The 13,101-nt window shown below is 74.8% G+C and carries 13 protein-coding genes and 1 pseudogene; 6 read left to right on the top strand and 8 right to left on the bottom strand.

The features are described from left to right. Positions 1-78: 78 nt before the first annotated feature. Entirely contained in the window at positions 79-894 is an 816-nt protein-coding gene (locus NFX44_RS25500) for a class I SAM-dependent methyltransferase (RefSeq protein WP_262286133.1), read from the bottom strand. A gap of 51 nt (positions 895-945) precedes the next feature. On the opposite strand from NFX44_RS25500, the gene NFX44_RS25495 reads away from it, so the two are divergent. The 3 genes and pseudogenes from NFX44_RS25495 (at position 946) to NFX44_RS25485 (ending at position 2,825) form a co-directional block, all read left to right on the top strand. Further along, positions 946-1,158, top strand: a complete 213-nt coding sequence (locus NFX44_RS25495) for a hypothetical protein (RefSeq protein ID WP_262286132.1) — start codon at positions 946-948, stop codon at positions 1,156-1,158. Between the two features lie 149 nt (positions 1,159-1,307). Further along, positions 1,308-2,063: pseudogene (locus NFX44_RS25490) on the top strand (neutral zinc metallopeptidase); the annotation flags it as partial. 114 nt (positions 2,064-2,177) lie between these two features. Continuing rightward, a complete protein-coding gene (locus tag NFX44_RS25485; RefSeq protein WP_262286131.1) occupies positions 2,178-2,825 on the top strand; it encodes an HAD family phosphatase in 648 nt (215 codons plus the stop codon). 9 nt (positions 2,826-2,834) lie between these two features. Here the strand turns inward: NFX44_RS25485 and NFX44_RS25480 are convergent, their stop codons facing one another. The 6 genes from NFX44_RS25480 to NFX44_RS25455 form a co-directional block, all read right to left on the bottom strand. Next, a complete protein-coding gene (locus tag NFX44_RS25480; RefSeq protein WP_262286130.1) occupies positions 2,835-3,209 on the bottom strand; it encodes a carboxymuconolactone decarboxylase family protein in 375 nt (124 codons plus the stop codon). Positions 3,210-3,312: 103 nt separating this feature from the next. Continuing rightward, a complete protein-coding gene (locus NFX44_RS25475) occupies positions 3,313-5,862 on the bottom strand; it encodes an ABC transporter permease (RefSeq protein WP_262286129.1) in 2,550 nt (849 codons plus the stop codon). Next, a complete protein-coding gene (locus tag NFX44_RS25470) occupies positions 5,862-6,629 on the bottom strand; it encodes an ABC transporter ATP-binding protein (RefSeq protein ID WP_262286128.1) in 768 nt (255 codons plus the stop codon). The genes NFX44_RS25475 and NFX44_RS25470 overlap by 1 nt, the downstream gene beginning before the upstream one ends. Before the next feature lie 257 nt (positions 6,630-6,886). After that, the gene (locus NFX44_RS25465; protein WP_262286127.1) at positions 6,887-7,573 is read right to left on the bottom strand and encodes a response regulator transcription factor; all 687 of its coding nucleotides are present in this window, start codon (positions 7,571-7,573) and stop codon (positions 6,887-6,889) included. Between the two features lie 28 nt (positions 7,574-7,601). Next, on the bottom strand, positions 7,602-8,795 hold the full coding sequence (locus tag NFX44_RS25460) for a sensor histidine kinase (protein WP_262286126.1): 1,194 nt from the start codon (positions 8,793-8,795) through the stop codon (positions 7,602-7,604). 76 nt (positions 8,796-8,871) lie between these two features. After that, positions 8,872-9,783, bottom strand: a complete 912-nt coding sequence (locus NFX44_RS25455) for a PD-(D/E)XK nuclease family protein (RefSeq protein WP_262286125.1) — start codon at positions 9,781-9,783, stop codon at positions 8,872-8,874. A gap of 165 nt (positions 9,784-9,948) precedes the next feature. On the opposite strand from NFX44_RS25455, the gene NFX44_RS25450 reads away from it, so the two are divergent. The 3 genes from NFX44_RS25450 to NFX44_RS25440 all read left to right on the top strand — a co-directional run bounded on the left by NFX44_RS25450 (position 9,949) and on the right by NFX44_RS25440 (position 12,697). Further along, on the top strand, positions 9,949-11,007 hold the full coding sequence (locus NFX44_RS25450) for a M50 family metallopeptidase (protein WP_262286161.1): 1,059 nt from the start codon (positions 9,949-9,951) through the stop codon (positions 11,005-11,007). After that, positions 11,004-11,960 (top strand): tRNA (adenine-N1)-methyltransferase, encoded by a 957-nt coding sequence (locus NFX44_RS25445; RefSeq protein ID WP_262286124.1) that lies wholly within the window; start codon positions 11,004-11,006, stop codon positions 11,958-11,960. Before NFX44_RS25450 ends, NFX44_RS25445 begins: the two co-directional genes overlap by 4 nt. Positions 11,961-12,124: 164 nt before the next feature. Then, positions 12,125-12,697: a hypothetical protein gene (locus tag NFX44_RS25440; RefSeq protein ID WP_262286123.1), complete on the top strand. Its 573-nt coding sequence runs from the start codon at positions 12,125-12,127 to the stop codon at positions 12,695-12,697. A 51-nt stretch (positions 12,698-12,748) separates the two neighbouring features. Here NFX44_RS25440 and NFX44_RS25435 read toward each other — a convergent pair whose 3' ends face one another. After that, positions 12,749-13,042 (bottom strand): ferredoxin, encoded by a 294-nt coding sequence (locus tag NFX44_RS25435; protein WP_262286122.1) that lies wholly within the window; start codon positions 13,040-13,042, stop codon positions 12,749-12,751. Between the last annotated feature and the right edge of the window lie 59 nt (positions 13,043-13,101).

Below are 13,101 nucleotides of genomic sequence, written 5' to 3'. Positions count from 1 at the left end.
GGCCGGGCCCTGCCGGTCAACCGCCCAGCCGGGACGTCGGAGCCGCGAGGCTGCTCCGGACACCAGCCCGGGGGCGGATCAGTCGACCCGGCCCGAGGCGAGCAGCGCGGCGGTGGGCAGCGCCAGGCTGCCGTCGGCCTGCCGGTAGGGGGCGGCGAGGCGGTCGTACTCCCGGCGGACGCGCTCGCGCGCGGCCGGCGGCTGGCGTTCCAGCACGTGGCCGATGGTGCTGATGCCGGCTGCCGGACCGGCCCACCAGTCCTCCGGGTCGGTGCGGTGCGCCCAGGTCAGTGTCACGCACCGGGCCTCGGCCAGCCCGGCGGCGGCCAGCAGCCCGGTGAGGCCCGCCTCGGTGCGCGGGAAGTCCCGCTCGGGCGCGACCCGGGGCAGGTCGGGCGGTGTCGCGACGCCGGCCGCGGCGAGGGCCGCACCCCAGAGCCGTTGCAGGGGCGGCTGCGGGAACGGCCAGACGGTCACCGCGACCCGGCCGCCGGGGCGGACCACCCGGCGCAGCTCGGCCACCCCGGCGGCGGGGTCGCCGACGTGGTTGAGCACGAAGTTCGCCACCGCCGCGTCGAAGTCGCCGGACGGGACCGGCAGGCGCGGCAGCACCGCCGCGCGGACCTCGGCGCCGGGCGCGGCCCGCCGGGCCGCGTCGAGCATGCCGGGCTCCGCGTCGACCGCCACCACCTCGGCGCCGCGGCTCAGGGCCGCCGCCGCGACGGTGCCCGGTCCGGTGCCCACGTCGATCATCCGCCGTCCGGTCCGGACGCCCGCCGCGTCCAGCAGCGCCTCCGCCGGGTACGCGCAGAGCCGGCCGAAGCTGCGCGCGTACGCGTCGGCGCGGCCCGCCCACCGGGACCGTTCGTGCGCGTCGAAATCGGTGTCGATCATGGCCGTAGCGTAGCGATGACCGGGCGTGCGGGATGGCCCTACAGTGGCCGCATGGCGACGATCCTCGTGACGCTGGCGGTGGTGGCCGCGGTCGTGGCCGTGGTGGCCGGGTTCGTCTCCTGGCGGGACCGGCGGCGGCGTGCCACCGAGGAGGACCCGGTTGCGGTCCGGGCGGCCAGGGCGGAGCAGCACCGGCGGGCGGCCGAGCGGGAGCACGCGCAGCACGACGGCTGGAACAACGGCGGCCACGGCTTCACCGGCTGACGCGGCGCAGCACCGGCACCCGGCGGCTGTCCGGTGGCCGCCGTTCACCGCTGCCGGCTGAACGAAGGGCGGCGCGCACACGTGATCCCGGGTGGCATCAACGGCGCACGGTCGGGGTACTGCGCTGACACAGCGGATCAGCCGGGGAGGCATCGGTGGGGGAGAAGGCGGGACGTCGGCGGCCCGGTCCGCTCGCCGGGCTGCTGGTCGCCGTGGTCGTGGCGGCCGGCTGCATGGGCGGCGGGCTGGACCAGGGCGAGCCGGAGCAGCCCGGCCCGCGGCAGAGCGGCCAGCCGGCCGCCCCCGGGGCGGACGCGACCCGGGCCGACGGCACCACCAGCGTGGCCGAGTTCAAGCAGGACTTCTCCGACGCGGTCGGCATCGCCCAGCGTTACTGGACAGCGCAGTTCCGGGCCTCCGGCAAGCAGTTCCAGCCGATCCGGCGGATCGTGCCGTACACCCGGTCCGGTGAGGTGTCCTGCGGGGGCGAGGGGCTGCCGCGCAACAACGCCGTCTACTGCTCGGCCGGCGACTTCATCGCCTACGACGTGAACTGGTCGGTGGGTGCGTTCCGGCAGGTCGGTGACGCCTTCCTGTTCTACCTGCTCGGCCACGAGTACGCCCACGGCGTCCAGGTCCGCCTCGGCATCCGCTACAACTTCACCATCCAGCAGGAGCTGCAGGCCGACTGCATGGCCGGGGCGTACATCGGTGACAACGTGCGGTCGGGGACGCTGACCCTGGCCGAGGGCGACCTGGACGAGTTCCGGGAGGGGCTGCTGGCGGTCGGCGACGACCCGGACCAGCCCTGGTTCGCCGAGGGCTCGCACGGCACCGCCGAGCAGCGCAGCGACTCGTTCTTCCGCGGCTACGAGAACTCCCTGGACGCCTGCGACCTCGGTTGATGCCGCAGCTCACTGCTGGCGGGGACGGTGACCGGGCGGCGGGGCGCGGCTGGGAGGATCGGCGGAGACCCGCACCCGAGGAGGCCCCCGCTGAGCAGCACCCATCCCGCCGCCGTGCTCTTCGACATGGACGGCACCCTGGTCGACAGCGAGAAGCTCTGGGACGTCGCGTTGCAGGAGCTCGCGGCGGTCTACGGGGGCACCCTGTCCGAGGCCGCCCGCACGGCGATCATCGGCACCAGCATGGCCGTCTCCATGCGGATCGTGCACGACGACCTGGGCCAGCCGGAGCGGGACCCGCAGGTCAGCGCCGACTGGATCAACGCCCGGATCCTGGAGCTGTTCCGCGACGGGCTGCGCTGGCGGCCCGGGGCGCTGGCCCTGCTGCGCGCGGTCCGCGCCGCGGGCATCCCCACCGCCCTGGTCACCTCCAGCACCCGGCCGCTGGTCGAGGTCGCCCTCGACACCCTGGGCCGGGACAGCTTCGACGCGGTGGTCTGCGGCGACGAGGTCGAGGCCGCCAAGCCGCACCCGGAGCCGTACCTGACCGCGGCGCGGCTGCTCGGTGTGCCGATCGAACGGTGCGTGGCGATCGAGGACTCGCCGACCGGGGTGGCCAGCGCCCTGGCGGCCGGGGCCGCCGTGCTGGCCGTACCCGCCGAGGTGCCGCTGCCGCCGGCGGACGGCGTACACCAGTTGGAGAGCCTGACCGCCGCGGACCTGGAGCTGCTCTCGGCCCTGCTCGGCGAACGCCCCGCCTGAGCCGGCCGGTCAGTCGCCTTCGCCGAACACCGCCACGGCGATCTGGTAGCTGTCGAACGCCCGCGCCGCGCCGGCGTAGGCGGCCAGGTGGATGAACACCTCGACGATCTCCTCGCGGGTCACCCCGGAGTGCAGCGCGATCCGCAGTTGGCCGCGCAGCGGCTCGTGGGTGCCCAGCGCCGCGGCGACCGCCACCGACACCAGGCAGCGGGCCCGCAGGTCCAGGCCCCCGCGCGGCCACACGTCGCCGAAGGTGTGCTGGGTGGCCAGCCGGCGGAAGTCCGCGCCGACGGCCGGCTCGCCGGGACCGAGCGGCAGGGTGAGCGGCCGGCCGAGCAGCCCCTCGGCGTTCTCCAGCGCCCGCGCGTAGGCGTCCTCCGGCATACCCCTCACCCCCGTGGCCCGAGTCTGGCAGCGGCCCGGGAGCCGGCGGGGAAGGAACGGCCCCCGCCACCCTTCGGTGGCGGGGGCCGTCGTGCGTGTCCGATCAGTCGTGGGCGATGGCGCCCAGCACGTTGATCCGCGCGGCGCGGATCGCGGGCAGCACCGCGGCCACCACCCCGATGATCGCCGCGAGGACCAGGAAGGTCACCATCTGGCCCCAGGGCAGGACCAGGTCGGTGATGCCCTCGTCCTTGAGCGCCCGGACCACGGCGGCGCCGAGACCGGTGCCGACCACGACGCCGAGCAGCGCGCCGAAGATCGAGATCACCACGGCCTCCACGGTGATCATCCGCATGGTCTGCGCCCGGCGCAGGCCGATCGCCCGCAGCAGGCCCAGCTCCCGGGTGCGCTCCAGCACCGACAGGGCCAGGGTGTTGATGATGCCCAGCACCGCGATCACGATGGCCAGCGCCAGCAGGATCTGGATCATCCGCAGCGGCGTGTCCAGCTGGCTGGTCTGCTGCTTGATGAACGCGGCCCGGTCCGCCACCGACACCTCCGGGCTGTCGGCGAGCAGCCGCTCCACCTGCGGCTGCACCGCGGCCACCGAGGTGCCCGGGGCGAGCTGCAGGAAGCCCTGGATCGGCTGCGGGATGGCGAAGTCGGTGGCCGCCTGCGGCGGCAGCACCACCGGGTTGGTCAGCTGCGAACTCTCGTAGATGCCGCTGACCGTGTAGGTGCGGGCCTCGCCCCGGGACAGCTGGACGTTGACCGTCGAGCCGACCGACAGGTTGCGGGACTTCGCGGTGTCCGAGCTGAGCAGCATCTGGTCCGGGTTCAGCCGGCTGATGTCACCGGCGGTCGCCTTCGCCCCGAAGATCTGCTCCAGCGCGGCCACGTCGCTGGACGCGGCCACCCAGGTCCGCTGGCCGTTCATCGTGGCCATGTCGCCGTACTCGCCGTCGACCAGCCGCACCCCGGGAATGGCGGCGGCCTTCTCCAGCACCGCCGGGTCGAAGCTCGCCGGCCGCGGGCCGGCCTGGGCGCCGGAGATCACCAGCTCCGCCTTGATGGTGTCCTCCGCCAGGGCGCTGATGCTGCCCTTGGCCGAGTCGAGGATCACCGTCACCCCGGTCACCAGGGCGATGCCGACCATCAGGGCGGCGGCCGTGATCGCGGTGCGGCGGGGGTTGCGGCCGGAGTTCAGCCGGCCGAGCTTGCCCGGCACCGACCAGGCGAAGATCGTGCCCAGCAGGGCGACGACCGGCCGGCTGATGAGCGGGGTCAGCAGCGCCACGCCGATGAAGGCGAACAGCACGCCGCCCAGGATGGTGGCGAGCGCGTTGTCGCCGGCGTGGCCGCCGAGCCCGAGGAAGAGCAGGCCCGCGCCGATCGCGGTGACCACCGATCCGCCGACGGTCACCTTGGTCAGCGGCCGGTCCGGCGTCGCCACGTCCTGCATGGCGGCGATCGGCGGGATCCGCGAGGCGCGCAGCGCGGGCAGCAGCGCCGCCACCACCGTGATCACCAGGCCCACCGCGAAGGCGCCGATGACCGCCGCCGGCGGCACGCCCAGACCGGCCAGGGTGAGGCCGCCGGCGAGCTTGCCGAACAGGTACGCCAGCAACGCGCCCACCCCGATGCCGGCGGCGAGGCCGAGCACCGAGGCGATCAGGCCGACCGCCACGGCCTCCAGCACCACCGAGCCGATGACCTGCCGCCCGCTCGCGCCGATGGCCCGCATGAGCGCCAGCTCGCGGGTGCGCTGGGCCACGATGATCGAGAAGGTGTTGAGGATCAGGAAGGTGCCGACCAGCAGCGCCACCGCGGCGAAGCCGAGGAGGATCTTGTTGAAGAAGGACAGGCCCTCCTTCAGGCCGGCCGACGCGTCGTCCGCGAGCTGCTTGCCGGTCTTCACCTCGTAGTCCGCGCCGAGGGTGCGGGACACCTCGTCGCGCAGCGCCTCCGGCGTGGTGCCGTCGGCGGCCTGCGCGGTCACGCTGGAGAACACGTCGGGCTTGCCGAGCATCAGCTGCTGGGCGACCGGGGTGGTGAAGGCGACCTCGTTGACCCCGCCAACCGAGTCCCGGCCGCCGCTGTAGCCGAAGACGCCGACCAGGGTGAACTCCTTCTTCGGCGCCAGGGTCAGCACGCCGACCCGGTCGCCGACCTTGACCTTGGCCGCGTCGGCGAGCGCGACGTTGACCACGATCTCGTCGTCGGCCTGCGGCGCGCGCCCCTCGCGCAGCTTCACCAGGTCACCCTCGCCGAGCCAGTTCTCGCCGAGCTGCGGCGGGCCGAACGAGGTGACCACCTTGCCGTTGCTGCCGATCAGCCGGGCCCCGTCGGCGTTGACCACGCCGCGCACGTCGGTGACGCCCGGCACCGCCTTGACCCGGTCGACGACCGACGCGGGCACCGGGGCGGCCACCTGCTCGCCCTCGACCTCGGAGAGGGTGACCTTCGGCTTCGCGGCCACGTTGACGTCGACGTCGGAGAACGCGTCGGAGAAGACCGCGTCGAAGGAGCGGCCGAGGGTGTCGGTGAGCACGAACGCGCCGGAGACGAACATGACGCCGAGCACGACCGCCAGGCCGGACAGCAGCAGGCGCAGCTTGCGCGCCAGCAGGCTCTTCAGAGTGGCGCGGAACATCAGCTGCCCACCTCGGCCGACGCGTCGAGCTTCTTCATGGTGTCCAGCACCGTGTCGGCGGTCGGCTCGATCAGCTCGGAGACGATCTGACCGTCGGCCAGGAAGACCACCCGGTCGGCGTACGCGGCGGCGGTCGGGTCGTGGGTGACCATGACGATGGTCTGGCCGTGCTCACGGACCGAGTTGCGCAGGAAGTTGAGCACCTCGGCGCCGGAGCGGGAGTCCAGGTTGCCGGTCGGCTCGTCGGCGAAGATCACCTCGGGGCGGGAGACCAGGGCCCGGGCGCACGCTACCCGCTGCTGCTGGCCGCCGGAGAGCTGGGCCGGGCGGTGCCCGAGCCGATCCCGCAGGCCGACCGTGTCGATCACCGTGTCGTACCAGGCCGGGTCGGGCTTGCGGCCGGCGATCGACAGCGGCAGCAGGATGTTCTCCTGCGCGGTGAGCGTGGGCAGCAGGTTGAACTGCTGGAAGATGAAGCCCACCTTGTCGCGGCGCAGCTTCGTGAGGCCGGCGTCGCCCAGCCCGGTCACCGTGGTGTCACCGATCATGACGGTGCCCCGGGTCACCGAGTCCAGGCCGGCCAGGCAGTGCATCAGCGTCGACTTGCCCGAGCCGGACGGGCCCATGATCGCGGTGAACCGGCCCCGCTCGAACTCGGCGCTCACCCCCCGCAGCGCGATCACCTGCGCCTCGCCGCTGCCGTACACCTTCCACACGTCGCTGGCGCGGGCCGCGGCCTGCGCCTGCTGCCCTACCGTCGCGGTCACGTTCATCTACCTCTTCCGTCAGCCTGCTGATCCGCACCGCCCCCGCTGGTCGGTGCGCAGTTTCCATCCTCCGTGCCGCCGGGACCGGATCCGTCCGCCCCCGGGCGGAGCCTCGCCGGAATTTCCGTTGGGGTCACCCCCGACGCCGGCTCAGGGTCATCCCTGACCGGCCGGCGCCGCCGACGCTAGGACCTCACGCCACGTCATGGTCAACCCCGCCGCGCCGCCGATGGTCACGGTAGGTGACCGGTGCCACCTCACCCGCCGGGGCGGACCAGGCCGGTCTCGTACGCCAGCACCACGGCCTGCACCCGGTCCCGCAGCCCGAGCTTGGTCAGCACGTGCCCGACGTGGGTCTTCACGGTGGTCTCGCTCACCGACAGCTCCCGGGCGATCTCGGCGTTGGACAACCCGCGCGCCACCTGCACGAGCACCTCCCGCTCCCGCTCGGTCAGCGCGTCCAACGCCTTCGGCGGGGTGGCCGCCGGGTCGGGCAGCACGTCGGCGAAGCGGTCCAGCAGCCGGCGCAGGATCCGTGGCGCCACCACCGCCTCACCGGCCGCCACGGTCCGGATCGCGGTCACCAGGTCCTCGGCCGGCACGTCCTTGGCCAGGAAGCCGCTGGCCCCGGCGCGCAGCGCGCCGACCACGTACTCGTCCAGGTCGAAGGTGGTGAGGATGAGCACCCGCACGGGCAGGCGGGCGTCCACGATCGCCCGGGTGGCCGCCACCCCGTCCATCCGCGGCATCCGGATGTCCATGAGCACCACGTCCGGCAGCAGCCGCCGGGACAGCTCCACCGCCTCCACCCCGTCGCCGGCCTCGGCCACGATGTCCAGGTCGTCCTCGGTGCCCAGCACCATCCGGAAGCCGGTACGCAGCAGCGGCTGGTCGTCGGCGAGCAGGATCCGCACCGGTCGGCCGGCGGTGCTGCTGTCGGTCATCGGTCTCCTTCGTTCGGCCGGGCGCCGGTCACGCCGGGACCGCCCCGGCCGGCTCCAGCGGAATCCGCGCGTACACCCGGAAGCCGCCGCCGGGCCGCGGGCCGGTCCGCAGGACCCCACCGTAGAGGGCGACCCGCTCCCGCATGCCGACCAGACCGTGTCCGATTCGATCGGCCACCGGCGCCGGGCCGCGCCCGGTGTCGGTGACCTCCACCGCCAGGAAGCCCGGGGTGACGGTGAGCCGGACCAGCGCGGTGGCCCGGCCGGCGTGCTTGAGCGCGTTGGTCAGCGCCTCCTGCACGATCCGGTAGACGGTCAACGCCACCCCGTCCTCCATCGGCCCGGGCGTGCCGTCGACCCGCAGCGTGACCGGCAGCCCGGCCTCGCGGATCTGCTCGACGAGGGCCTCGATGCCGGTCAGCCCCGGCTGCGGGGTCAGCTCGGCGGCCGGTTCGGTGTCGGTGCGCAGCACGTCCAGGAGCCGGCGCAGCTCCCGCAGCGTGGCCCGGCCGGTCTCCTCGACCGTGGCCATCGCCTCGTCCGCCGCGTCCGGGTCCCGGCGCAGCACCCGGCGCGCCCCGGTGGCCAGCACGCCCATCACGCTGACGTGGTGGGCCACCACGTCGTGCAGCTCCCGGGCGATCCGGCGCCGCTCGTCGGCGACCGCCTGCTCGGCCAACGACCGCTGGGTGGCCTCGGCGATCCGCGCCCGTTCCCGCAGCATCCGGGTGGACTGCCGGCGCGCGTGCACCGCCCGGCCCACCGCGAACGCCACCGACGCGGTGAGCAGGTTGTCCAGCACCAGCACGCCGGGGCCCATGTCGAGCACCCCGTCCAGCGGCGCGACCACGTTCGCCAGCACCACCGGCACCCAGAGCAGCAGCGCGGCCAGGGCGGCCGCGCGCAGCGGCCGGTGCGCCGCCATGGTGTAGGTGAGGACGACGAAGGTCAGCCCCTGGGTGGTGGGCGCCAGCGCGAACAGCACCGGCACGGCCAGCGAGGCCACCGCCGCGCCCACGGCCGCCCACGGGGCGACCCGGCGGATCGCCACCGGGGCGGCGCAGAGCACGCTCCAGCCCAGCGCCGCCCAGAGCTGCTCGGGTCGCAGCTCCCGCGGGGTCAGCAGCAGGAACGCCGCGTCCACGAGCGCCAGCGCGACGGCCGTGGCGGCGTCCGCGGCCAGCGGCCGGTCCCGCGCCCACGCGCGCAGCCGGTTGGTCATGCTCCGACGCTAGCCGCCGCCCGGCGCCGGCCCTCGTCGCCGAAGCCGAACCCGGCCTCCTCCGCGAGGAGGAGGATCACTCGTCCGCGCCGGGCGCGGACGGCCGGGACCGGGCGTCGGTCAGCGGGTCGGCCGGCCCGGCCACCGGGAACGGCGGCGGCGTGCCGCCGAAGCTCGGGCACAGCGCCTGGTGACTGCACCAGTCGCACAGCCGGCTCGGCCGGGGCCGGAAGTCCTGCCGGGCGGTGGCCTGCTCGATGGCCTGCCAGAGCGCCACCACCGTGCGTTCGAAGCGCAGCAACTCCTCGGCGTCGGGGGAGTAGTCGCACACCTCGGCGTCCTTGAGGTAGAGCAGCCGCAGCACCCGCGGCACCACCCCCCGGGTCCGCCACAGCACCAGGGCGTAGAACTTCAGCTGGAACAGCGCCCGCGCCTCGAACGCCTCGCGCGGGGCGCCGCCGGTCTTGTAGTCGACCACCCGCAGGGCGCCGTCGGGTGCCACGTCGAGCCGGTCGAGGTAGCCGCGGATGAGCAGCTCGTCGTCGACCACCGCGGAGATCAGCGCCTCCCGCTCGGCCGGCTCCAGCCGGCGCGGGTCCTCCACCGCGAAGTAGCCCTCCAGCAGCGCCGCCGCCGAGCGGAGGAACCCCTCCACGGCGGCCGTGTCGCCCTCGGCGAACAGCGTCGCCAGCTCCGGCTGCTCGGTGACCAGCCGGTCCCACTGCGGGGCGACCAGGTCGCCGGCCGACTCCGGGGTGCGGGCCGCCGCCGGCAGGTCGAACAGGCGCTCCAGCACGGCGTGCACGAGCGTGCCCCGCACCTGCTCGACGGTGGGTCGCTCGGGCAGCCGGTCGATGCTGCGGAACCGGTAGAGCAGCGGGCAGGTCTTGAAGTCGGCCGCCCGCGACGGCGACAGCGACGCCCGGACGGTGGCCGGTGCCCCTGCTGTCGGGCCGTGCTGCGTGTCGATCACCGGTTCCGCCGTCATGCCCGGAAGGTTAGGGCACCGGTGTGACAGGGCTGCCGTCGCCGCACCGGTGCATGATCGGCCCCGCGTAGCATCGTCGAAGTGGAGCAGCGGACCCGACCGTCACGCCGGCCCGGGCTGACCCTCGGCCGGGTCTTCGGGGTGCCGCTGCGCGCCGACGCCTCGATGCTGCTGCTCAGCGCGGTCGTCACCGTGCTCTACGCCGCGCTGGCCCGCCGCCAGCTCGACCTCGGCCACCTCGGCGGCTACCTGGTCGGCCTCGGCTTCGTGGTCTCCCTGCTCGGCTCGGTGCTGCTGCACGAGCTGGGGCACGCGCTGACCGCCCGGCGCTACGGCATCGGTGTGCGGGGGATCACTCTGGAGCTGCTCGGCGGCTACACCGAGATGGACCGGGACGCCCCCAGCCCCAAGGTCGACCTGCTGGTCTCCCTCGCCGGGCCGGCCGTCTCGGCGGTGCTCGGCGCCGGCGCGGTCGCCGCCACCCTGGCCCTGCCCGCCGGCACCCTCGCCCATCAGTTCGCCTTCCAGCTCGCGGTCAGCAACGTCGTGGTCGCCGTCTTCAACAGCCTGCCCGGGCTGCCCCTGGACGGCGGCCGGGCGCTGCGCGCCGCGGTCTGGGCGGTCACCCGCGACCGGCACCGGGGCACCGAGGTGGCCGGCTGGGTCGGCCGCGCGGTGGCGGTCGCCACCGTGGCCCTGGTCGTGCTGCTCACCCTGCGGCGGGCGCTCGCCCCGCTCGCCCTGCCGCTCATGCTGCTGGTCGCCGTGACGCTCTGGCGGGGCGCCGGCCAGTCCATCCGGATGGCCCGGATCGGCCGCCGCCTGCCGCTGGTCGACCTGGCCCGGCTGGCCCGGCCGCTGCTGCCGGTGCCCACCGGCACCCCGCTGGCCGAGGCGCAGCGCCGCCGCGCCGAGGGGGCCACGCCCGACGCCGCGCTCGCCGTGGTCGACTCCGCCGGCCGCCCGGTGGCGCTGGTCGACCCGGCCCGCGTCGCCGCCGTACCCCCGGAAGGGCGCCCGTGGCTCGCGGTGGACGCGGTGGCCCGCGACCTGGGCCGCGTGCCCGCGCTGCCGGTCGACGCCGACGGCGAGCGGGTGCTGGAGACCCTGCGCACCCACCCGGGCGCGCAGTACGTCGTGACGGCAGGCGAAGATGTGGTCGGCGTCCTGCACATCGCGGATCTCGCCCAGCTCCTCGAACCCAAACGGAAGACGAACACGTGACCGCAGACACCTCCACCGTCCCGGCGCTGCCCCCGGTCCACCGGGGGCCGTTCCGCCCCGGCGACCGGGTCCAGTTGACCGACCCGAAGGGCCGGATGCACACCGTGACGCTGGAGCCCGGCAAGGAGTTCCACACCCACCGGGGCATCCTCAGCCACGACACGCTGATCGGCCTCCCCGACGGCAGCGTGGTCACCACCGCCGGCGGCGGCACCGCGTTCCTGGCCCTGCGGCCGCTGCTGTCCGACTACGTGCTGTCCATGCCGCGCGGCGCCCAGGTGATCTACCCGAAGGACTCGGCGCAGATCGTCGCCATGGGCGACATCTTCCCCGGCGCGAAGGTCCTGGAGGCCGGCGCCGGCTCCGGCGCGCTGTCCTGCTCGCTGCTTCGAGCCGTCGGCACCGAGGGCGAGCTGCACTCGTTCGAGGTGCGCGACGACTTCGCCCAGATCGCCCGGCGCAACGTCGAGGCGTTCTTCAACGGCCCGCACCCGGCGTGGCGGCTGCACGTCGGCGACGTCGCCGAGTGCGCCGAGACCGGGTTCGACCGGATCATCCTGGACATGCTCACCCCCTGGGAGATGCTCGACATGGTCGAGCGGGCCCTCGTTCCCGGCGGTGTGCTGATCGGCTACGTGGCCACCACGCCGCAGCTCTCCGAGCTGGTCGAGGCGCTGCGCGAGCGGGGCGGCTGGACCGAGCCCCGCGCCTGGGAGTCCCTGGTCCGGGACTGGCACGCCGAGGGGCTCGCGGTCCGACCCGACCACCGCATGATCGCGCACACCGCCTTCCTGGTCTCCGCGCGCAAGCTCGCCCCCGGGGTCACCGCCCCGCCGCGACGCCGCAAGCCCAGCAAGGGCGCCGAGGCGTACGCCCAGCGCCGCGACGCGCTGCGCGCCGCCGAGGCGGCCCGGCGGTCCGCCGCCGAGGGGGAGGAGCCGGAGCGGGCGTGACCCCGCGGCGCGGGCGCGGATGAGCGGGCGGATCATGGGTCCCGGCGGGGACGACACCGAGCGGGTGGAGACGGTGGCATGAGCGAGCGGATCGGGGCACGCGGCGGGCGCCGCGCCTGCCCCGGCGGTCCGGACCGGCGGCGCGCGGGCCGGGAGGCGGTGGTATGAGCAACCCGGGCTACGGCAACGGCGACCTGCCCGCCGTGTTCCCCGACTGGTCGCCCTACACCGACCTGGAGTCGGCCGCCCGGGCCTACCTGCGCGACCCCGACATCGCCCTGGACGCCCTCGGCGGGGTGCTGCGCGGTGCCTCCGTGCTCGGCTTCACGCTGGAACGCTTCGTCAACGAGGTCAACGGGGTGTGGCAGGAGGTCGTCGTCTGCGACGGCAGCCGGCTGGTGCTCTGGCACGGCGAGGACGTCCCGCCGGGGGAGGGGCCGGCCGGCTCGATGACCTCATCGCTGCGGGTGGTGCCGGTCTCCACGGTCACCGAGGTCGGCTGCCGCCGGCGGCTCACCCGCGCCGACACCGGCGAGGTACGGGTCGACAGCATCGACGTCTACCTGCTGCTCAGCTCGCTGGACGAGGCGCCGCCCAGCGACGAGATGACCGGCGCGCCCCGGCACGACGCGCTGCGCTTCGGCAAGACCCTCGACGACGGCGGCGCCGGGCAGATCACCCGGCTGGAGGAGTTCGCCCGGCTGGTCGCCTCGGTCGTCGGCCGCCCGATGCTTTGAGACACCGCGGGCCGGGGACCCCGCGGTCTCCGGCCCGTCGTGCCCTTCAGCTCAGTCGTCGGCCTCCGGGCCGGCCACCTCCGTGCCGTCGCCGGCGCGCACCACGTGGATGCACTCGCCGGGGCACTCCTTCGCCGAGTCGATCACCTCGAGCCGCAGGTGCTCCGGCACGTCCACCCGGGCGCCCGGGGCCTGGCGCAGCTCGCCGTCCGGCCCCTTGACGTACGCGAGGCCGTCGACGTCGAACTCGAAGACCTCCGGCGCGTACTGCACGCACAGCCCGTCACCCGTGCACAGGTCCTGATCGACCCAGACCTGCAGCTGGTCCGTCGCGACGTCGGTCACGAAGCACCCCCCATGTTCTCCCGTCCCACGCTCCGACGGTACCCGAACGCCCGTACCCG

Source organism: Micromonospora sp. MA102, from assembly GCF_025460765.1.
Classification (GTDB): Bacteria; Actinomycetota; Actinomycetes; order Mycobacteriales; family Micromonosporaceae; genus Micromonospora; species Micromonospora halotolerans.
Note: the sequence above shows the minus strand (reverse complement) of the source record. Positions and strands in the feature narration are given on the sequence as shown.